General features: G+C 68.4%; 24 protein-coding genes. 7 read left to right on the top strand and 17 right to left on the bottom strand.

What is annotated here, in order from left to right; genetic code table 11:
- From I7S92_RS12705 to I7S92_RS12695, 3 genes are all read right to left on the bottom strand, one after another.
- Positions 1-225 (bottom strand): hypothetical protein, encoded by a 225-nt coding sequence (locus I7S92_RS12705; protein ID WP_242070200.1) that lies wholly within the window; start codon positions 223-225, stop codon positions 1-3.
- Between the two features lie 93 nt (positions 226-318).
- Positions 319-1,611: a crotonyl-CoA carboxylase/reductase gene (gene ccrA, locus I7S92_RS12700; protein ID WP_197644844.1), complete on the bottom strand. Its 1,293-nt coding sequence runs from the start codon at positions 1,609-1,611 to the stop codon at positions 319-321.
- A gap of 132 nt (positions 1,612-1,743) precedes the next feature.
- Complete coding sequence (locus tag I7S92_RS12695; protein WP_197644842.1) at positions 1,744-3,078, bottom strand: 1-acyl-sn-glycerol-3-phosphate acyltransferase; 1,335 nt, start codon at positions 3,076-3,078, stop codon at positions 1,744-1,746.
- Between the two features lie 184 nt (positions 3,079-3,262).
- On the opposite strand from I7S92_RS12695, the gene I7S92_RS12690 reads away from it, so the two are divergent.
- The 4 genes from I7S92_RS12690 to deoD all read left to right on the top strand — a co-directional run bounded on the left by I7S92_RS12690 (position 3,263) and on the right by deoD (position 7,209).
- Positions 3,263-3,895, top strand: coding sequence for a hypothetical protein (locus I7S92_RS12690; RefSeq protein WP_197644841.1), 633 nt, complete (start codon positions 3,263-3,265; stop codon positions 3,893-3,895).
- A gap of 125 nt (positions 3,896-4,020) precedes the next feature.
- The gene (locus I7S92_RS12685) at positions 4,021-5,988 is read left to right on the top strand and encodes a protein meaA (protein WP_197644839.1); all 1,968 of its coding nucleotides are present in this window, start codon (positions 4,021-4,023) and stop codon (positions 5,986-5,988) included.
- An 88-nt stretch (positions 5,989-6,076) separates the two neighbouring features.
- Complete coding sequence (locus I7S92_RS12680; RefSeq protein WP_197644835.1) at positions 6,077-6,433, top strand: DUF6455 family protein; 357 nt, start codon at positions 6,077-6,079, stop codon at positions 6,431-6,433.
- Positions 6,434-6,504: 71 nt separating this feature from the next.
- Positions 6,505-7,209, top strand: a complete 705-nt coding sequence (gene deoD / locus I7S92_RS12675) for a purine-nucleoside phosphorylase (RefSeq protein ID WP_197644832.1) — start codon at positions 6,505-6,507, stop codon at positions 7,207-7,209.
- A 48-nt stretch (positions 7,210-7,257) separates the two neighbouring features.
- On the opposite strand, the gene I7S92_RS12670 is transcribed toward deoD, so the two are convergent.
- Entirely contained in the window at positions 7,258-8,127 is an 870-nt protein-coding gene (locus I7S92_RS12670; protein ID WP_197644830.1) for a LysR family transcriptional regulator, read from the bottom strand.
- An 87-nt stretch (positions 8,128-8,214) separates the two neighbouring features.
- Here I7S92_RS12670 and glyA point away from each other — a divergent pair, with 87 nt between their 5' ends.
- Positions 8,215-9,534 (top strand): serine hydroxymethyltransferase, encoded by a 1,320-nt coding sequence (gene glyA / locus I7S92_RS12665; RefSeq protein ID WP_197644827.1) that lies wholly within the window; start codon positions 8,215-8,217, stop codon positions 9,532-9,534.
- 49 nt (positions 9,535-9,583) lie between these two features.
- Positions 9,584-10,567: an aldo/keto reductase gene (locus I7S92_RS12660; protein WP_197644824.1), complete on the top strand. Its 984-nt coding sequence runs from the start codon at positions 9,584-9,586 to the stop codon at positions 10,565-10,567.
- Here I7S92_RS12660 and I7S92_RS12655 read toward each other — a convergent pair.
- The 13 genes from I7S92_RS12655 to I7S92_RS12595 form a co-directional block, all read right to left on the bottom strand.
- On the bottom strand, positions 10,558-10,755 hold the full coding sequence (locus I7S92_RS12655; RefSeq protein WP_197644821.1) for a hypothetical protein: 198 nt from the start codon (positions 10,753-10,755) through the stop codon (positions 10,558-10,560). The two genes, I7S92_RS12660 and I7S92_RS12655, sit on opposite strands and share 10 nt — an antisense overlap.
- A gap of 7 nt (positions 10,756-10,762) precedes the next feature.
- On the bottom strand, positions 10,763-11,539 hold the full coding sequence (locus I7S92_RS12650) for a succinate dehydrogenase iron-sulfur subunit (protein ID WP_197644819.1): 777 nt from the start codon (positions 11,537-11,539) through the stop codon (positions 10,763-10,765).
- Between the two features lie 6 nt (positions 11,540-11,545).
- Positions 11,546-11,842: a hypothetical protein gene (locus I7S92_RS12645; RefSeq protein WP_242070199.1), complete on the bottom strand. Its 297-nt coding sequence runs from the start codon at positions 11,840-11,842 to the stop codon at positions 11,546-11,548.
- Positions 11,842-12,156: a hypothetical protein gene (locus I7S92_RS12640; RefSeq protein WP_197644816.1), complete on the bottom strand. Its 315-nt coding sequence runs from the start codon at positions 12,154-12,156 to the stop codon at positions 11,842-11,844. Before I7S92_RS12640 ends, I7S92_RS12645 begins: the two co-directional genes overlap by 1 nt.
- Positions 12,156-13,958 (bottom strand): succinate dehydrogenase flavoprotein subunit, encoded by a 1,803-nt coding sequence (sdhA, locus tag I7S92_RS12635; protein ID WP_197644814.1) that lies wholly within the window; start codon positions 13,956-13,958, stop codon positions 12,156-12,158. Before sdhA ends, I7S92_RS12640 begins: the two co-directional genes overlap by 1 nt.
- An 11-nt stretch (positions 13,959-13,969) precedes the next feature.
- Positions 13,970-14,341 carry a succinate dehydrogenase, hydrophobic membrane anchor protein gene (gene sdhD / locus I7S92_RS12630; protein WP_197644812.1) on the bottom strand — a complete coding sequence of 124 codons (372 nt, stop codon included), beginning with the start codon at positions 14,339-14,341 and terminating at the stop codon, positions 13,970-13,972.
- Between the two features lie 8 nt (positions 14,342-14,349).
- Complete coding sequence (gene sdhC / locus I7S92_RS12625; RefSeq protein WP_197644809.1) at positions 14,350-14,742, bottom strand: succinate dehydrogenase, cytochrome b556 subunit; 393 nt, start codon at positions 14,740-14,742, stop codon at positions 14,350-14,352.
- Positions 14,743-14,956: 214 nt separating this feature from the next.
- Positions 14,957-15,979, bottom strand: coding sequence for a MaoC family dehydratase (locus I7S92_RS12620; RefSeq protein WP_197644806.1), 1,023 nt, complete (start codon positions 15,977-15,979; stop codon positions 14,957-14,959).
- Complete coding sequence (locus I7S92_RS12615; protein WP_197644803.1) at positions 15,976-16,179, bottom strand: DUF1737 domain-containing protein; 204 nt, start codon at positions 16,177-16,179, stop codon at positions 15,976-15,978. The genes I7S92_RS12620 and I7S92_RS12615 overlap by 4 nt, the downstream gene beginning before the upstream one ends.
- A 95-nt stretch (positions 16,180-16,274) precedes the next feature.
- Positions 16,275-16,820, bottom strand: a complete 546-nt coding sequence (locus I7S92_RS12610; RefSeq protein ID WP_197644801.1) for an NnrU family protein — start codon at positions 16,818-16,820, stop codon at positions 16,275-16,277.
- A 39-nt stretch (positions 16,821-16,859) separates the two neighbouring features.
- Entirely contained in the window at positions 16,860-17,720 is an 861-nt protein-coding gene (locus tag I7S92_RS12605; RefSeq protein ID WP_197644799.1) for an HpcH/HpaI aldolase/citrate lyase family protein, read from the bottom strand.
- Between the two features lie 89 nt (positions 17,721-17,809).
- Positions 17,810-18,037 (bottom strand): Ada metal-binding domain-containing protein, encoded by a 228-nt coding sequence (locus I7S92_RS12600; RefSeq protein ID WP_197644796.1) that lies wholly within the window; start codon positions 18,035-18,037, stop codon positions 17,810-17,812.
- A 79-nt stretch (positions 18,038-18,116) separates the two neighbouring features.
- The gene (locus I7S92_RS12595) at positions 18,117-18,866 is read right to left on the bottom strand and encodes a sulfite exporter TauE/SafE family protein (protein WP_197644793.1); all 750 of its coding nucleotides are present in this window, start codon (positions 18,864-18,866) and stop codon (positions 18,117-18,119) included.
- 154 nt (positions 18,867-19,020) lie between these two features.
- Here I7S92_RS12595 and mdh point away from each other — a divergent pair, with 154 nt between their 5' ends.
- Positions 19,021-19,983 carry a malate dehydrogenase gene (gene mdh / locus I7S92_RS12590; protein WP_197644791.1) on the top strand — a complete coding sequence of 321 codons (963 nt, stop codon included), beginning with the start codon at positions 19,021-19,023 and terminating at the stop codon, positions 19,981-19,983.
- The last annotated feature ends 180 nt before the right edge of the window (positions 19,984-20,163 follow it).

The raw sequence follows: 20,163 nt of genomic DNA, 5'->3' as shown, positions 1-20,163 counted from the left end.
TCAATGCGCAGGCCGGGACAGGTGCGGCGGATCGGGGCTGTCCTCGCCATCAGCCGGGGCCACCTCCCAGCGTGCCATTGCCAGCGTCTCCTCAAGCTTCAGGGCCAGCCCTTGCAGGTCATTGCTTTCGGCATAGGCGTGCAGGTCCGACAGCACAGCGAAAATCCAGTCGTGGCGCATGAACCCCTCGGGTCGATCCAGCTTGTGGCGGCCGAGAGACTGCACCCGTCCCCACGGCAACGCCAGAGGGCCCGGGTCAGGCAACCCCGCGGCGACAGGTTCGCCGCCGCGGGTAAATCCAAGATTAACGGTTGTGGATCAACGGCCCTCACTCGCCTCCAGCGTGTCCGCAAAGGTCCGAAGGCCGGTACGCGGCGCCTGCACCAGCACCGCCATGTTGCCGGGCTTGTGCTGGTTCTTCCACATCAGCGTATGGGCGCGCGGGATCTCGGCCCAGGGGAAGACCTCGGACATGCAGGGGTCGAGCCTGCGCTCGCACATCAGCTTGTTGGCCGCCGCCGCCTGCTTCAGATGCGCGAAATGGCTGCCCTGCAGACGCTTCTGGTGCATCCACATGTAGCGCACGTCGAAGGTGCAGTTGAATCCGCTGGTCCCGGCGCAGATCACCACCATGCCGCCTTTCTTGCAGACCAGCGACGAGACCGGGAAGGTCGCCTCGCCCGGATGCTCGAACACCATGTCGACGTTCACGCCCTTGCCGGTGATGTCCCAGATCGCCTTGCCGAAGCGGCGCGCCTCCTTCAGCCAGGCGTTGTATTCTTCGGAGTTCACCTTCGGCAGTTGCCCCCAGCACTTGAACTCGTTGCGGTTGATCACGCCCTTGGCGCCCAGCGACATCACGAAATCTCGCTTGGATTCGTCGCTGATCACCCCGATCGCATTCGCCCCCGCCGTGTTGATCAGCTGGATCGCATAGGAGCCAAGGCCTCCCGACGCCCCCCAGACCAGCACGTTCTGCCCCGGTTGCAAATCGTGCGGCGCATGGCCGAAGAGCATCCGGTAGGCCGTCGCCAGCGTCAGGGTGTAGCAGGCCGATTCCTCCCAGGTCAGGTGGCGCGGCCGTGGCATCAGCTGCTGCGCCTGCACCCGGGTGAACTGGCTGAAGCTGCCGTCCGGTGTCTCGTAGCCCCAGATCCGCTGGGAGGGCGAGAACATCGGGTCGCCGCCGTTGCACTCCTCGTCGTCACCGTCGTCCTGGTTGCAGTGGATCACCACCTCGTCGCCGACCTTCCAGCGCTTCACCTTGTCGCCGACCGCCCAGACGATGCCCGCGGCATCCGAACCCGCGATGTGATAGGCCGCCTTGTGCCCGTCGAAGGGGGAAATCGGCTGGCCCAGTCCGGCCCAGACCCCGTTGTAGTTGACGCCTGCCGCCATCACCAGGACCAGCACCTCGTGGCTGTCGATCTTCCAGGTGTCGACGACCTCCTGCACCATCGCCTGCTCGGGCGGCCCATGCCGGTCGCGGCGGATCGCCCAGGCATACATCTTCGCCGGCACATGGCCGAGCGGCGGCATCTCGCCCAGTTCGTACAGGTCCTTCTTCGGAGCGTCGTAGATCACGGGTGCGTTTTGCGTATCCAAAGCCAACAGAGCCTCCAGCCAGATGCCGCGCCGCAGAATCGCCGCGCCGTTTCCTGCAGCTAAACTTTCATCGCGCAACAATGCAATAGTATGATCGCCATTTCTTGTAATTTTATGTCTGCCGCATCGCAGCAGCGGTCAGGGCGCCGGAACCGAGGCGGCATAAAAGTCCAGAAGCGGCCGCGCGCCCGGCAGCGGCCGCAGGTCCGCCCCCACCAACCCCCGGCGTTGCAACGGCGCCAGCCCCTCGTCCAGCGTGACCGCCAGCCCCTGCGGCGGCAGCTTCAGCACCGTTCCGGCCGCCGTCAGCCGCGCGACCAGAGCCTCGATCCGCCCCAGAAGCTCCTCGCGGCCGGCGACCCCTTCGCCCAGCGCCCTGGCCACCAGCGGCACCGGCAGGACCGGCACGACCGACGCGATTGCCGCCATCAGTCGCTCTCCCAGCGAATCCACCGTCCCGCCCGCCGCCAGATGCTCGCGCAGGCTGACCGGGGCGCCAAACCCCGCCGCCGCGGTGCCGAAGCCCCTGGTCCGGCCCCGGAACCGCGCCCAGAGGAAGCGGGCCGCGTGCCAGGCCACCCAGAGCGGCCGGTTGCGGAACCGTCGCGTCCCGGCCTTGGCCGCCTCGACCAGCACCCGATCCTCCAGCACCCGGTCATAGGCCAGCCCCACCGGCACGAAGACCACGTCCCGCTCGCCGGGGTTCCAGCCCTCCACGACATAGCTCAGAAGCCCCAGTTTCGCCGGCCCGACCCGCCCGTCCAGCGACAGCCCGCCCTCGGGGAAGATCGCCTGCGTCGTCCCCGCCTCGGTCGCCATCTGCACATAGCGCGCCAGCACCTTGCGATAGAGCGCGTTGCGGCTGCCGCGCCGGATGAAATAGGCCCCCATCGACCGGATCAGCGCGCTCAGCGGCCAGACCCGCGCCCATTCCCCCACCGCATAGCTGACCGCCGAGCGCCCCGCGACCAGCCAGGTCACCAGCACGTAGTCCAGGTTCGAGCGGTGGTTCATCACGAAGATCACCGTGGCCTTCGGGTCGATCCGCGCCAGCGCCTGATCCACCTTGCCGACCCGCACCCGGAACAGAAGCCGGCTCAACCATTTGGCCGCCCTCGTGCCGAAGCCGAAATAGACCGTCGCCGAGAACCCCGGCACGATCTCGCGCGCATAGCGCCGCGCCTCCTCGAAGGCGACCTCGCCCGGCACCCCGGTTTCCGCCGCATGCGCCATCGCCGCCTCGACCACCTGCCGGTCATAGGCCAGCCGGGCCACCATGTCGGCATGCTCGGCCAGCTTGAACAGGTCGATCTTCCGGTCCAGCCGGGCATTCAGCCGCGCCAGCGCCCGCTCGGCCCGCCGCCGGAACACCCAGCGGACCGAGGGGAAGAGGAAATGCGTGGCAAAGCTGACCGCGGCGAAGCCCAGGATCAGAACCAAAAGCCAGAGAGGCAGTTCCACGGTTCTCAGCATGCCGGGGTAGCGCCCTCCGCTCCGCTTTTCCAAGGCTTAGCGGAACGGCGCCCGCCCCGCCACAGCGATGATCCCCGGCGGGGATCGCCGCTTCACCAAGGCGTGACAAATGGATGCGCCGGGGGCCGTGCTACCCTCTCGGCGCCGGGCAATGACCCCGGCCCCAGCAGAAAGGAGACGGCAGATGAGGATCAGAACCATCGGCCTGGCATTCGGCGTCGCGCTGGCCGCGACCGCCGCCGCGCAGGCGCAGGATTCCGGCATGAGCTTCTTCGTCACCAGCCAGAACCCCGGCAATGGCGGCAACCTGGGCGGCCTCGCCGGGGCCGATGCCCATTGCGCCGCGCTGGCCGAGGCCGCCGGCGCCACCGGCAAGACCTGGCGGGCCTACCTCTCGACCTCGACCGAGAACGCCCGCGACCGGATCGGTGCCGGCCCCTGGGTGAACGCCGCCGGCGTGACCATCGCGGAAAGCCTCGATGCGCTGCACGGGCCGGACAACGCCATCACCAAGGACACCGCGCTGAACGAGAAGGGCGAGGTGGTGAACGGGCGCGGTGACGAACCGAACCGCCACGACATCCTGACCGGCTCGCTGCCCGACGGCACCGTCGCCGCCGGCCAGACCTGCGAGGACTGGACCAGCGACGCGGCCGAAACCGCCGGCATGGTCGGTCATCACGACCGGATGGGCCTCGACGAGTCCGATGCCGCAAAGTCCTGGAATTCGTCGCATGCCTCGCGCGGCGGCTGCGGGATCGAGGCGCTGCAGGGCACCGGCGGCGATGGTCTCCTCTACTGCTTCGCAGCGGATTGAGACCGCCTTCCGGGCCGGAATCCACCAGGTTCCGACCCGATCTTTTTGCAGTGCAGCATCTGGACGCGCAAGTTTATTCCGATTAGGTTGGCCGCAAGGGAATTATCTTGCCTGAAGGTGCCGCCATGACTCCGCCCGCCAAAGACGCCCCCTGGCTCTTCCGCACCTACGCCGGCCATTCCACCGCCGCGGCCTCGAACGCGCTTTACCGCACCAACCTGGCCAAGGGGCAGACCGGGTTGTCGGTCGCCTTCGACCTGCCGACGCAGACCGGCTATGACAGCGACGACCCCCGCTCGCGCGGCGAGGTCGGCAAGGTCGGCGTCCCCGTCGCGCATCTCGGCGACATGCGTGCGCTGTTCGCGGAGATCCCGCTGGAACAGATGAACACCTCGATGACGATCAACGCCACCGCCCCCTGGCTCCTGGCGCTCTATATCGCCGTGGCCGAGGAGCAGGGGGCCGATGTCGCCAAACTCCAGGGCACGGTCCAGAACGACATCATCAAGGAATACCTCAGCCGCGGCACCTACATCCTGCCGCCGCAGCCCTCCTTGCGCCTGATCACCGATGTCGCGGCCTATACCGGCAGGCACCTGCCGAAGTGGAACCCGATGAACGTCTGTTCCTACCACCTGCAGGAAGCCGGGGCCACGCCGGAGCAGGAACTGGCCTTCGCGCTCGCCACCGCCTGCGCGGTGCTGGATGATCTGAAAGTGAAAGTCCCGGCCGGGGATTTCCCCGCCATGGCCGGCAGAATGTCGTTTTTCGTCAATGCCGGCATCCGCTTCGTGACCGAGCTGTGCAAGATGCGCGCCTTCACCGCGCTCTGGGACGAGCTTCTGGAAACCCGTTACGGCATCGCCGACGCCCGCTTCCGCCGCTTCCGCTATGGCGTTCAGGTCAACTCCCTCGGCCTCACCGAACAGCAGCCAGAGAACAACGTCTACCGCATCCTCCTGGAAATGCTGGCCGTCACCCTGTCCAAAAACGCCCGGGCCCGCGCCGTCCAGCTTCCGGCCTGGAACGAGGCGCTCGGCCTGCCGCGCCCCTTCGACCAGCAATGGTCGCTGCGGATGCAGCAGATTCTGGCCTATGAGACCGACCTTCTGGAATACGACGATCTCTTCGACGGCAACCCGGCCGTGGACCGCAAGGTCGACGCGCTGAAGGCCGGAGCCCTTGAGGAACTTGCCCATATCGACGCGATGGGAGGCGCGGTCGCCGCCATCGCCTATATGAAATCCCGCCTGGTCGAGGCAAACGCCGAACGCCTGGCCCGCATCGAATCCGGCGAAACCACCGTCGTCGGCGTCAACAGGTTCACCACCACCGAACCCTCCCCCCTCGCCACCGGCGACGGCGCGATCATGCAGGCCGATCCCAGGGCCGAGGCCGACCAATGCGCCCGCCTCGCCGACTGGCGCGCGCAACGCGACCCGCAGAAGGTCGCCGAAGCCCTCGCAGCCCTGCGCAAGGCCGCCCAGACCGGCGAAAACATCATGCCCGCCTCCATCGCTGCGGCCCGCGCCGGCGTCACCACCGGCGAATGGGGCGGCGCGATGCGCGCGCTCTACGGCGAATACCGCGCGCCGACGGGCGTCTCCCAACACCCCTCCAACCGCACCGAGGGGCTGGAGCCGGTCCGCGATGCCGTGGCGCAGGTCGCGACGAAACTCGGCCGCCCCATGCGCCTTCTCCTCGGCAAGCCCGGCCTCGACGGCCATTCCAACGGCGCCGAGCAGATCGCCGCCCGCGCCCGCGACTGCGGCATGGAGATCACCTATGACGGCATCCGCCTGACGCCCGACGAGATCGTCGCCGCCGCCGCCGAAAGACGCCCCGACGTGATCGGCCTGTCGATCCTCTCCGGCAGCCACCTGCCGCTGATCGGCGAGACGCTGGAGCGGATGCGGGCGGCGGGTCTCTCGCGGACGCCGCTGGTCGTCGGCGGCATCATCCCCGAGGATGACGCAAGGACCCTGCAGGCCATGGGCGTGGCCCGGGTCTATACGCCGAAGGACTTCCAGTTGAACCGGATCATGCTGGACCTGGTGGCGCTGGCCGATCCCGAGGCGGTCGCGGCCGAATAGCGGCCGCTCCGGACCTTGACGCAAATCAAGGCGCAGCCTTCCGCGCCGCCTATCCTGCAAGTCGAACCCCCGGCCGAGGACAGCGCCCATGTTCGACCGCATCCGCACCTTCCTTCACCGCCTGCACGAGGTGCAGGAGGTCAACGCCCTCTCCGACCGCGACTTCGCCGATCTCGGGCTGAGCCGCCATCAGGTGCTGGATTTCCTCCGCATGCCGCGCGACATCAACGAGCGCGTCATCGCCATGGGCAAGGTCTTCGGCGTGCCCGAGGAGGATCTCAAGCGCGATTACGAACAATGGGTCGAACTTCTGACCACCTGCGGCCATTGCACCGACCGGGCGATCTGCGCCGCGACGCTGGCCGGCGCGCATCCGGTTCCATCGCAATGCAGCTTCTGCGGCAACCGCGAAAGCTTTGCCCATCTGGCAGCCCATCCGCGCTGACGGCCCCCCTTGCGGACCGCCCCGCGCCCCGCCTTAATGGCCGGGCCCGACCGGCCGGAGGGGGAGAGAGAATGACCGTCCATATCGCTGCCCGACCCGGCGAGATCGCCGAGACCGTGCTTCTGCCCGGCGATCCCTACCGCGCCCGCTGGGCGGCCCGGACTTTCCTCACCGACGCCGTTCTGGTGAACGAGGTGCGCGGGATGCTGGGCTATACCGGCAGCTGGCGCGGCCACCGGGTCACCATCCACGGCACCGGAATGGGGATGCCGTCGCTCTCGATCTACGCCAATGAACTGATCCGCGACTATGGCGCGCGGACGCTGATCCGCGTCGGCTCCGCCGGGGCGCTGCCCGAGCATGTCAAGGTCCGCGACGTGATCCTGGCGCAGACCTGCTCCACGACAGGCTCGCCCTCGCGCACCCTCTTCAAGGAGCTGAACTTCGCCCCTTGCGCCGATTTCGGCCTATTGTCAAAGGCCTACGCCGCCGCGACCGCCAAGGGCACGCCGGTCCATGTCGGCGGAATCTTCTCCTCGGACACCTTCTACGACGAACGCCCGGACCTGACAGGGCAACTCCTCCGCCACGGCTGCCTTGGTGTCGAGATGGAGGCGGCCGAGCTCTACATGCTCGCCGCCCGCCACGGTGCCCGCGCCTTGGCGGTGCTCACCGTCTCGGACCACATCACCACCGGCGAGGCGCTGCCTTCGGACCAACGCGAGACAAGCTTCGGCGCGATGATCGAGATCGCGCTGGAGGCGGCCTTCGCCTGAGCCGAAACACGACACCAGGCCCAAGAATTTTCTAGAAAATTCTTGGGCTTACCCCAGAGGCTCCACCAGAAAGTTGGCCACTTGCGCCGCCGCGCTGCCCTTCCTCAGGGGCCGTGCCGACCACAGCCGGAACCCTTCGGGCAAGCCAACCCGTTGGGAAAACGGCGAAACCAGCGTTCCCCGCTCCAGATGCCCCGCCACCAGCGGCCCGTGCCCCATCAGCACGCCCGCACCGTTCACCGCCTCTTCCACCGCCAGCGCATATAGCGAGAAGACCGGCCCCCGCATCGGCACAATCTCGCCCACGGCCTGCAACCAGATGTCCCAGTCCCGCGCCCATGACGAATCCGACAGACAGGGCACCCCGCCCAGATCGGCGACGCAGGCTAGCCGGTCCGCCAGCGCGGGCGCGCAAACCGGGAACAGCTCGTCCTTCACAACCAGCCTGCCCCCGCTTTCGGCCGGAAACAGGCTCAGGTCGTGCAGGCTGCGCTTCAGGTTCGGAGCCGCCTCCAGCGCGGTGATGGACACCGAAATCTCCGGCGCGGCGGCCCTTAGTGCAGGCAGGCGCGGCGAGAGCCAGAGCTGCGCAATCGCCGGCAGGGTCGCGACACGCACCTCGCGCGGCAGGGCCAGCGCCCTCAAGCGAGCCTCGGCCCCGGCCAGCGCGTCGAAGGCCCCGGTCAGTTCCCCGGCCGCCGCCAGCCCCAGCGCGGTCAGCCGCACCCCCCTGGCCTGCCGCTCGAAGAGCGCCGCCCCCAGCCGTTCCTCCAGCGCCTTCACATGCGCCGTCACCGCGCCGGGCGTCACCCCCAGCTCCGCCGCCGCCAGCGTGAAAGCCCCCGTCCGCGCCGCCGCCTCGAAGGCACGCAGCGCGTTCAGCGGCAGGCGGGTCAGGGGCGGCGGCGCGACGGGCATGGCTTAACTTTCCTGACCCTAATTTTCCGCAGAACTGATTTGCCCGCAAGGCCCCTCCCCCCTACCCTGCCGCAAAAGGAGACCGCCATGCCCCATCTCGCCCCCCGCCCCTGGGTCCCCGCCGCTTGCGAGACCCATATCCAGCGCCTCGCCAGCGATGCGGACCAGCCCTCCGCCGGGGTTGCCCGGCGCCTCGACCATCTGATCGCGCAGAACCGCGAGATCCACGACCAGGACTGCTTCAACCTGAACCCCGCGACCAATGTGATGAACCCCAGGGCCGAGGCCGCGCTGGCCTCCGGCATCGGCTCGCGCCCCTCGCTCGGCTATCCGGGCGACAAATACGAGATGGGGCTGGAGGCCATCGAGGAAATCGAGGTCATCGCCGCCGAACTCGCGGCCGAAGTCTTCCAGGCGAAATACGCCGAGATCCGCGTCGCCTCCGGCGCGCTCGCGAACCTCTACGGCTTCATGGCGCTGGCGAAACCCGGCGACAGCATCATCGCGCCCCCCGGCGCCGTCGGTGGCCATGTCACCCACCATGCGGCGGGATGTGCGGGCCTCTACGGCCTGACCACCCATCCCGCGCCGATCGACGCCGATGGCTATACCCTTGACCTGAAAGGCCTGCACGACCTCGCCCATGCCGTCCGCCCAAAGATCATCACCGTCGGCGGCAGCCTCAACCTCTTCCCGCACCCCGTCGCCGAGGTGCGCAAGATCGCCGATCAGGTCGGGGCCAAGGTCCTGTTCGACGCCGCCCATCAATGCGGCATCATCGCCGGCGGCGTCTGGGCCAACCCGCTCACCGAGGGCGCGCATCTGATGACCATGAGCACCTACAAGTCGCTCGGCGGCCCCGCCGGCGGGCTGATCCTGGCCAATGACGCCGCGATCGCCGAGCGGCTGGACGCCATCGCCTTCCCCGGCCTGACCGCCAATTTCGACGCCGCCAAATCCGCCGCGCTGGCCTATACCCTCCTCGACTGGCGCGACTACGGGCGGGCCTATGCCAAGGCCATGGTCGACCTCGCCCGGGCCCTCGCAACGGAACTCGCCAAGCTCGGCCTGCCCGTCTTTGCCGCCGACCGGGGCGCCACCACCTCGCACCAGTTCGCCATCGAGGCAGCCCCCTTCGGCGGAGGCCAGGCGGCCTCGAAGACCCTGCGCAAGGCGGGCTTCCTCGCCTGCGGCATCGGCTTGCCCATCGCCGAGGTCCCCGGCGACCTGAACGGCCTGCGCATCGGCACGCCCGAGCTCGTCCGCCGTGGCGTCACCCCGGCCGACGCCCCCGCTCTCGCCGCGCTAATCGCCGAGGGCCTGCGCTCGAACGCCCCAGAAACCGTCGCCCCGCGCACCAAGGCCCTGCGCGCCCGCTTCCAGGGGATACATTTCGTCACCCCTTGACCATTCCCGCCCGCTTCCCTCTCTTGCCGCCAAACGGGGGGAGAGCGGCATGAAACAGCGTCAGCTCGGGCAGCGCGGCCCGATGGTCTCGGCCCTCGGCTTCGGCTGCCTGTCCTTCGGCGGCATGTTCGGCCCCACGACCGAGGCCGAGAGCCTGCGCGCGCTGGACGCCGCCTGGGAGGCCGGGATCACCTTCCTCGATGTCGCGAACATCTATGGCAAGGGCCTGTGCGAAACGGTGATCGGCGCCTGGCTGCGCAGCCGGGGCCACCGGCCGCACCTCGCCACCAAGGCCGCCTTCACCGACGACCCCGCCCGCCGCATCGACAACCGGCCGGAACATCTGCGGGCCGAGTTGGAAGGTTCTCTGAAGCGACTTGGCGTGGACCATGTGATGCTGTTCTACGCCCACCGCCACGACCCGCAAGTCCCGGCCGAGGATCTGGCAGGCACGATGCAACGCCTTCAGGAAGAAGGGAAAATCCTGGGCTACGGCCTGTCCGAGATCGCGCCCCACACGCTGGAGCGCGCCCATGCGGTGCATCCGGTGACGGCGGTGCAGAACGAATATTCGCTCTGGACCCGCCAGCCGGAACTGGGCCTGATCCAGCGTTGCGCCGAGCTGGACGTGGCCTTCGTCCCCTTCTCCCCCCTCGCGCGCGGCGCCTTCGGCACGCCGATGGCCGATCCCGCGACCTTCCGCGCGGGCGAGTTCCGCAGCCGCATCCCGCGCTTCCACCCCGGGAACTGGCCGCATAACCGCGCCAAGCTCGTCGCCTTCCACGCCTTCGCCCGCGACCGGGGCCACAGCCCGGCCGCCGTCGCGCTCGCCTGGCTCCTCGACCGCGGGCCGCATGTGATCCCGATTCCGGGCACCCGCACGGCCGGGCACCTGCAGGCCTGGTCCGGCGCGCCGGAGATCACCCTGACCGACGACGACCGGGCGGAAATCGACCGTCTTCTCCCGGTCGGCTGGGCCTGGGGCGACCGCTACGACGACCACCAGGCCGCGACGGTGGAGCGTTATTCCTGACTGCCTCGCAGGCAATCCCTCGGTTCCGCCCCGCGCGCCGTCGCCCCGCAGGCCACGCAGCGCCAGAAGTCCGGCGCGACGCTCCGGTCCAGCCGCCAGCGGCAGTTGCGGGTCAGGGTCGACTTGCGCCGGCTCAGCCAGAGATAGAGGTAGACCGAAACCGCCAGCAGGATCAGCAGCAGCGGCACAGGCGCGTTACACCACCCGCTCGACCATCATCTTCTTGATCTCGGCGATCGCCTTGGCCGGGTTCAGCCCCTTGGGGCAGGTCTTGGCGCAGTTCATGATCGTGTGGCAGCGATAGAGCTTGAACGGATCCTCCAGCGCATCCAGCCGCTCCCCCGTCGCCTCGTCCCGGCTGTCGATGATCCAGCGATAGGCATGCAAGAGCGCCGCCGGGCCGAGATAGCGGTCCGAGTTCCACCAGTAGGACGGGCAGGCGGTGCTGCACGAGGCGCACATCACGCATTCATAAAGCCCGTCCAGCTTCTTGCGGTCCTCGATCGACTGCCGCCATTCCTTGGCCGGGCGGTTGGTCTTGGTCTCCAGCCAGGGCATGATGCTGGCGTGCTGGGCGTAGAAATGCGTCAGGTCGGGGATCAGGTCCTTGACCACTTCCATATGCGGCAAGGGATAGATCCGGACGTCGCCCTTCACCTCGTCCAGCCCGTAGATGCAGGCCAGGGTGTTGATCCCGTCGATGTTCATCGCACAAGAGCCGCAGATCCCCTCGCGGCAGGACCGGCGGAAGGTCAGGGTCGGGTCGATCTCGTTCTTGATCTTGATCAGCGCGTCCAGGACCATCGGGCCGCACTGGTCCATGTCGATGAAATAGGTGTCGACCCGCGGGTTCTCGCCGTCATCGGGGTTCCAGCGGTAGATCTGGAACTTGCGGACGTTCTTGCCGTCCGGCTTCGGCCAGGTCTTGCCGGTGCGGATCTTCGAGTTCTTGGGCAGGGTGAGCTGGACCATGGGAAATCAGCCTTTCCAGTCGGGTCTTGCATAAAGCGGACGGCTGGGCGGCTCGCCCGTCCTTGCCATCACGCAGGTCTCGTAGATGGCCGAGGGATCACGGCCGAGCAGGAAGTCCGAGCTTACCTCCAGCTCGACCGCGCCCGCGGCATGTCCGCCCGATCCCACCCCCACCCCCAGCGTGCCCCGCGGCTGCTGCGCAAGGCGCGCGCGCTCGAAGCACTGGCGCTCGGCCTCGGCCATGGTCATCGGGCCGCAGGCGAGGAGGAGAAGGCAGGGGATCAGGGCCAGCCGCATCTTCATCACCGGATCGGCGGCACGGCATGGGCGGAGAAACAGGCCTGCGCGGCGGGGCGCAGGGCGATATCGCGGATCGTGGCCTTGGTCGAGGTCCCGGCCTCGACGCCCACGTCGCGCGCCAGAAGCCGCAGCTCGTCGGGGCTCGCGGCATCCAGGATGCAATTCGTCGCCGCCTGCGCCGGATCGGCCGGCATGTCGATGTTCACCACCGGAAAGACCACGCTTTCCGCCGTCCGCCGCACGGCCTTGTCGGCCATCTCGGCCGGATCGCAGGCAGAGAGCGCCAGCAGGACAAGCAAGGCGGCCCCGGCGCGCATCAGAACTTCCTCTCGGCCGGGGCGATCTTCGCCAGCGGGATCCCGCCCTCGGCCTCGGTGGTCAGCGGATCGGCATGGACCGGACGATAGTCCAGCCGCACCCGGTTGCCCTCGACCCAGGCCAGCGAGTGCTTGCGCCAGTTCGCATCGTCGCGGTTCGGGTGATCCTCATGCGCATGGGCGCCGCGGCTTTCGGTCCGGGCATGCGCGCCGTAGATCGTCGCCAGCGCGTTCGGCATCAGGTTGGTCAGCTCCAGCGTCTCCATCAGGTCGCTGTTCCAGACCATGCTGCGGTCGGTGACCTTCAGGTCGCCCATCTTGCCCGCGATGGCGGTCATCTTCGTCTCGCCCGCCGCAAGGGTCTCCTCGGCGCGGAAGACGGCCGCATCGGCCTGCATGGTCTTCTGCATCTCAAGCCGCAACTCGGCGGTCGGGATCGCGCCCTTGGCGTGGCGCAGGTCGTCGAAACGGCCCAGCGCCTTGTCGACCCCGGCCTTGTTCGTCGCCGGAACGCTTGCGTCCCGGTCCACCACCTGCCCGGCCCGGATCGCCGCCGCCCGGCCGAAGACCACCAGGTCGATGAGGGAGTTGGACCCCAGCCGGTTCGCGCCATGCACGGAGGCACAGCCGGCCTCGCCCACCGCCATCAGGCCGGGGAAGACCGCATCCGGGTTGGCGGCGGTCGGGTTCAGCACCTCGCCCCAATAGTTCGTCGGGATGCCGCCCATGTTGTAATGCACCGTCGGCAGGACCGGGATCGGCTCTTTCGTCAGGTCGACGCCGGCGAAGATGCGGGCGCTTTCGCTGATGCCGGGCAGGCGCAGCTCCAGCGTCTCCTTGGGCAGATGCGACAGGTTCAGGTGGATATGGTCCTTGTGGGCCCCCACCCCGCGCCCCTCGCGGATCTCCAGCGTCATGCAGCGGCTGACATAGTCGCGCGGCGCCAGGTCCTTGTAATGCGGCGCATAGCGCTCCATGAACCGCTCGCCATTGGCGTTGGTCAGATAACCGCCCTCGCCCCGCGCGCCTTCGGTGATCAGGCAGCCCGAGCCATAGATGCCGGTCGGGTGGAACTGCACGAACTCCATGTCCTGCAGCGGCAGCCCGGCCCGCGCCACCATCCCGCCGCCGTCGCCGGTGCAGGTATGCGCCGAGGTCGCGCTGAAATAGGCCCGGCCGTAGCCGCCCGTCGCCAAGACCACCATCTTCGCGTTGAAGACATGGATCGTGCCGTCGTCCAGCTTCCAGGCCACCACCCCGGTGCAGGCGCCATCGGTGATGATCAGGTCGATGGCGAAATATTCGATGTAGAATTCCGCGTTGTTCTTCAGGCTTTGCCCATAGAGCGTGTGCAGGATCGCATGTCCGGTCCGGTCGGCGGCGGCACAGGTGCGCTGCACCGGCGGGCCCTCGCCGAACTCGGTCGTATGGCCGCCGAAGGGGCGCTGGTAGATCTTGCCTTCCTCGGTGCGGCTGAACGGAACGCCGTAATGCTCCAGCTCGTAGACCGCCTTCGGCGCCTCCCGCGCGAGGTATTCCATCGCATCGGTGTCGCCCAGCCAGTCCGAGCCCTTCACCGTGTCGAACATGTGCCACTGCCAGCTGTCCGGGCCCATGTTGCCCAGGGACGCAGCGATCCCGCCCTGCGCCGCCACGGTATGCGACCGCGTCGGGAAGACCTTGGTCACGCAGGCCGTGCGCAGCCCCTGCTCGGCCATGCCGAGCGTGGCGCGCAGGCCGGCGCCGCCAGCCCCCACCACGACCACGTCATAGTCATGCACTTCATAAGGATAGGCAGTCATCATCATTCCCTTCAAAGCGCGATGCGGACCAGGGCGAACAGCCCCGTCGCGGCGACCGCCCAGGACAGCGCGATCACGCCGATGATCAGCATCTTGCGCATCGTGCCGCGGGTGTAATCCTCGATCATCGTGGTCGCGCCCATCGCGAAATGGCGCATCCCCACGACCAGCAGAAGCCCGGTCACGATCGCCGGGAAGGGCCGGGCGAAGGTGGCCAGCACCTCCTCGCGCGTGCCGCCCAGGGCCGCGCCGAAGATGTAAAGCCAGACCGGAACCAGGAGGGCCAGCCCCACGGCCGAGACCATCATCGACCAGTGGTGTTCCGTGCCGTGATGCGCCGAACCCCGGAACTCGGCGCGCTTGCGTGCGGTCAGATAACGCATGTCTTGCCTCACTGGACCAGAAGGATGGTCAGCACGGTCAGCACGACCGAACCGATGATGCAGGCCCAGCCCAGCTTTTCCGCCGTCGGGACGTCCAGCCCCTTGCCCGCATCGAAATAGAGGTGCCGCAGCCCGGCCAGATAGTGATACCACACCGCCCAGAGCGAGAGGGTGAACACCAGATCGCCGAACCAGCTGGTCGCGACCGCATCGGCGACCGCGAAATACTCCTCCGAGGTCGCCGCCGCCAGAAGCCACCAGACCGCCAGCAGCACGCCCACCACCAGCGCGTTTCCGGTGATCCGCGTCAGGATCGACGAGATCGAGGTCATCTGCGGCCGGTAATACGGCCCGATCATGAACGGGGAGAGGGGCCGTTCGACCCGCTTCGGTGCAGCCATCGTGCTTTCCTTCGTCGCTGTCCCGGCCGCGGCGCGAGGGTCCGGCCGGATGGCTTCGATTGCTTCTCTTCAATAACGCGGATTTCGCCGGTGTCACGCCATGGAATGCCGCATTTGCGAGATGTTTTCGCTATCCGCGCAAGTTTTTCCGCTTTGTGATCACGAATTTCCGGGCTGTGATCACGGGAAGGCCGCCGTTTGGCGTCCCCCCGACTCAGCGCGGCAGCAACGCCCAGTAATCCAGATCCAGCAGCACCTCGGGCAGGTATTTCCCGTCCGCGCCCCGCAATTCCCCGGCCGCGCCCCGCGTCGCCACCAGCCGCAGCCGCAGCGCGCCGACCGAGGGCGCCGCGGTCTCGGCGCGGTCCAGCACCTCGGACCAGGCCCGCACCGTATCGCCCGCGAAACAGGGGTTCACATGCGCGCCCGCGTTCAAGCCGGCGATGAAATGCGCATTGGCCAGGCCGTTGAACGACAGGCTGCGCGCCAGGCTGATCACATGGCCGCCATAGATCAGCCGCTTGCCATCCTCGCGCTGGGTCACGTCGAAATGCACCTTGGCGGTGTTCTGCCACAGCCGCGTCGCCAGCATGTGCTCGGCCTCCTCGACCGTCACCGCATCGACATGGTCGATCACCTCGCCCACCGCATAGTCGCCCCAGCGGTGCGGCTCGCCGGACAGGCCGAAGTCATGCCGGCCGAAGTCCAGCCCTTCCGGCACCACCAGCGCCTCCGGCGCCACCACCGGCGCCAGTTCCGGCACATGCACCGGCACCTCGACCTCGCGCCACCGCTTGCGCACCAGCACCCAGCGGACATAGTCCAGCACCGCCTCGCCGCGCTGGTTCAGCCCGCGCGTCCGCACCCAGACCACCCCCGTCGTCCCCGACGAAGTCTCCTTCAACCCGATCACCTCGGATTCCGAGCGCAACGTGTCCCCCGGCCAGACCGGCCGCAGCCAGCGCCCCTCGGCATAGCCCAGGTTCGCCACCGCGTTCAGGCTGATGTCCGGCACCGTCTTGCCGAAGACCGTATGAAAGGCCACCAGGTCGTCCAGCGGGCTCGCCGCCAACCCGACCGAGCGCGCGAACTCGTCCGAGGAAGACACCGCCCCCCGCGCCGGATAAAGCGCATGGTAAAGCGCCCGTTCGCCCGCGCCCACCGTGCGCGGCACCGCATGGCGGATCACCTCGCCAAGGCTGTAATCCTCGAAGAACCGGCCCGGATTGGTCTTCATTGCTCCCCCAGCTTCAGCTCGGGGTGATAGTCCCCCGCCACATCCTTAACCACCGCCTGCCCGCAGCGCATCGCGCCCGCGCCCGCGTCATAGGCATAGGTCGGAGAGCCATAGAGCTCCCACCCCTTGTTCAAGGCCGCCGTCACCTTGTGACAGAAGGCCGAAGTGTCCTCCGCGCTCAGGAACCGATACAGCTTCATCTTCCCCCAGACCCCGAAAATTCGATTAAAACTTGCGCTTCCTCTTGGAGAAATACTCCACGGGGGTGCGGGGGTGTGAAACCCCCGCTCCGACCTCAGCCATAGGGCCAGTAGCCCAGCCAGTTGTGCACCCAGGCGATCGCCCCGAACACCACCAGCGCCCCCAGCACCGTGCCGATCTCGCGGCTCATGGGCGCGGGCGGCGGCGGCGCCGGGCGCGGCTCGGCGCGGTTGATCAGGATCACCTCGACCACGGCCCAGACCAGCAGCCCGCCGAACAGCAGCAGGCTCGCCAGATCGCCGTTCACCAGAAGATGCGCCACGGCCCAGGTCTTCACCGCCGTCAGCTGCGGATGCCGGATCACGCCGGTGATCCGCGTCTTCGTCACGCTGGTGGCGAAAAGATAGACCGCGATCATCATCAGCAGGTTGTTCAGATGCGTCAGGAAGCGCGGCGGATACCACAGGTCCACCTGCTCGACCCCGCGATAGCCCAGGACCATCAGCACCAGTCCCGCCAGCACGCCGGCCGCAACCAGCCCCTTGCCGGCGTCGCCCATCCCTGCGCGCGCGGCCGGGGCCAGGCGCTTGAAGAGATGCGCGCCCCACCACAGCGCCAGTCCCAGAACGATCAATGTCATCGCAAAGCCTCCTGCCGGTTCACGGGCCGCAGCCTGCCCCTAAACCGCCCCCACTGCAATCGACCGCGCCGCAATCGCCTCGGCCTTCCCGATCAGAAGCTTCGCCGTCGCGACATGCAGGTTCTCCACGATCCGGCCGTCGACCACCGCCACGCCCTCGCCCCGCGCCAGCGCCTCGGCATGGGCCGCGATCTGCCGCCGCGCCAGCGCCACCTCCGCCTCCGAGGGCGCAAAGACCTCGTTCGCGATGTCCAGTTGCGCCGGATGGATCAGCGTCTTGCCGTCGAAGCCCATGTCGCGGCCCTGCTCGCATTCCGCCCGCAGCCCCGCCTCGTCCCTGAAGGCGTTGAACACCCCGTCCACGATCGGCTTGCCCGCGGCCTTCGCCGCCATGAGGCAGGTCCCCAGCGCCGCCATCAGCGGCATCCGGTCCGCCCGCGCCCGCGCGCCCAGTTCGCGCGCAAGGTCGTTGGTGCCCATCACCAGCCCCTCCAGCCGCGGATGCGCCGCGATCGGTCCGGGGGTCAGGCAGCCCTTCGCCGTCTCCAGCATCGCCCAGAGCGGCTTGGCCACCCGCGCCGCCGCCGCGTCCAGATCCTCCGGCCCGTTCACCTTGGGCACCAGCACCGCATCCACCCCCGGATGCGCCGCGAAGGCCAGCATGTCCGCCGCGCCCCAGGGGGTGTCCAGCCCGTTCACCCGCACGATCCGCAGCCGCTGGCCGAAACCGCCCCGCTCCAGATCCGCGACCAGCAGCCGCCGGGCGCGGGCCTTCTCCTCGGGCGCGACCGCATCCTCGAGGTCGAAGATGATCGCATCGGCCGCCAGGTCACGCGCCTTCTCAAGCGCGCGCTCCTTCGAGGCCGGAATATAGAGGACAGAGCGACAGGGACGCGACACGACTCACCTCAGCGCAAGATTCTTGCGCTTGAAAGCATGAATCCGACACAAACGGCAAGACCAATAATGCCGCATCGCAGCGAAAGCCGTCAGTCGGGTCGGCCGGCCGGAAAGCATCGCCTGCAGGGCCGGAAGCCCTCGGCCAGACAGTCGGCAACGCTGGCGCGGAAGCTGACATTCCCGCGCTTCGCGGTGCGGGCCGGGCAGGTCAGGCGGCAGAAGATTCCGGTGGTCCTGACACAGGCGAAGGCGCGCCCCTCGAAGGCCGGGTCACGCGCGGCAAGGGCGGCATAAAGCAGATCGGCATCGGGCAGCATGGCGGAATCCTTTCGCCCCAGCCTGCCACGGCCCGAGGCGCAGCCAAAGCCCCCCGGCCCCGTTTGCGCAGCTTCCGGGTCAGATCAGCCCGCTGACCCCGTCCCAGACCAGCTTGACCGAGATCAGCGCCAGCGCCCAGACCACCAGCCGGAAGAACAGCCGCTCCGGCAGCACCTGCACCAGCCGCACCCCGGCAAAGACCGCGATCACCGCCGGCAGCGCCAGCACCGCCGCCAGTTTCAGGTTCCCCGCATCCAGCTGGCCCAGCGCGTAATAGGGCACCAGCTTCACCGCATTGATCACCGCGAAGGCGATGGTCGCGGTCCCGGCGAAGACCGCCTTCGGCATGCCCAGCGGCAGGGTATACAGCTGATAGGGCGGCGCGCCCGCATGGCTGACAAAGCTGGTGAACCCGGTCACCGCGCCCCAGAACAGGCCCGGCGCGACCTCGGCCCGCTGCGGGACCACCTCCTTCGGTCGCCGCAAAAGGATGTTCAGCGCGAAGGCCAGGCCGATCGCGCCGACCAGCAGCGTCACCGCCGCCTCGGGCACCAGGCTGGCCGTGGCCCAGCCCAGCCCGATCCCCGCCACCGCCCCCGGCAGCAGGATCGCCAGCACCCTGCGGTCGAAGGCGCGGCGATAGGCATAAAGCCCGAAGGCGTCCGAGACGACATAGACCGGCAACAGCAGCCCCGCCGCCATCACCGGGTTCATCACCAGCGCCATGACCGGCACGCCCAGCATCCCCACCACCGGCACGCCGCCCTTGCCCATCCCCACCAGCGCCGACGCCAGCACCGCCGCCAGCCAGAACCCGATCCCGTCCATGCCGCCCTCCGCACCCGCTACCGCTAACGCCGTTTCCTCCCGGCCGGAAGGGCGGAGATTTCGCATACAATTGTATACCAAACCGGGGCCAAGACTGGACAGGCGCGCGTTTAGGGGCTACGCCTCGCCCCGATTCACCCCCAAGGAGGCTTCCATGGCCAGACCCAAGATCGCCCTCATCGGCGCCGGTCAGATCGGCGGCACGCTCGCGCATCTCGTCGCGCTGAAGGAACTGGGCGACGTCGTCCTGTTCGACATCGCCGAGGGCACGCCGCAAGGCAAGGCGCTCGACCTCGCGCAGTCCGGCCCGGTCGAAGGCTTCGACGCGGCGCTCTCGGGCACCAACACCTATGCCGACATCGCCGGCGCCGACGTCTGCATCGTCACCGCCGGCGTGCCCCGCAAGCCGGGGATGAGCCGCGACGACCTCCTGGGCATCAACCTCAAGGTGATGAAGTCGGTCGGCGAAGGCATCAGGCAATACGCTCCGAACGCCTTCGTGATCTGCATCACCAACCCGCTCGACGCCATGGTCTGGGCGCTGCGCGAATTCTCGGGCCTGCCGCACGAAAAGGTCGTCGGCATGGCCGGCGTGCTCGACTCGGCCCGCTTCCGCCACTTCCTCTCGGTCGAGTTCAACGTCTCGATGAAGGACGTGACCGCCTTCGTCCTCGGCGGCCACGGCGACACGATGGTGCCTTCGGTCCGCTACTCCACCGTCGGCGGCATTCCCCTGCCGGACCTCGTCGCGATGGGCTGGACCACGCAGGAGAAGCTCGACGCCATCGTCCAGCGCACCCGCGACGGCGGGGCCGAGATCGTGGGCCTTCTCAAGACCGGCTCGGCCTTCTACGCCCCCGCCGCCAGCGCGGTGGAAATGGCTGAGGCCTATCTCAAGGACCAGAAGCGCCTCCTGCCCTGCGCCGCCCATGTGAAGGGCGCCTATGGGCTCGACGGCCTCTATGTCGGCGTCCCGGTGATCCTGGGTGCCGGCGGGGTGGAGCGTGTGGTCGAGGTCAAGCTCGACGCCACCGAGAAGACCATGTTCGACAAGTCGGTCGACGCGGTGAAGGGCCTCGTGACCGCCTGCAAGGGCATCGACCCGACGCTGGCGTAAGGCGGCACCAACATCACTTCCAAGGGCGGCATCCCCCGGGTGCCGCCCTTTTCATTCGCAGGTCGGGAAGTGCCCCGACTTTCCCGACCACCGGCAGTTGCCCTCGACCGTTTCCCCCTGACAAGCGCGCCGCCCGCGTAGGTCGGGGCCTGCCCCGACTCCCCACCCCAACCCGCCGCC

Source organism: Tabrizicola soli, from assembly GCF_015999335.1.
Lineage (GTDB): Bacteria > Pseudomonadota > Alphaproteobacteria > Rhodobacterales > Rhodobacteraceae > Tabrizicola > Tabrizicola soli.
This window is presented reverse-complemented; position numbering and strand designations above follow the sequence as displayed.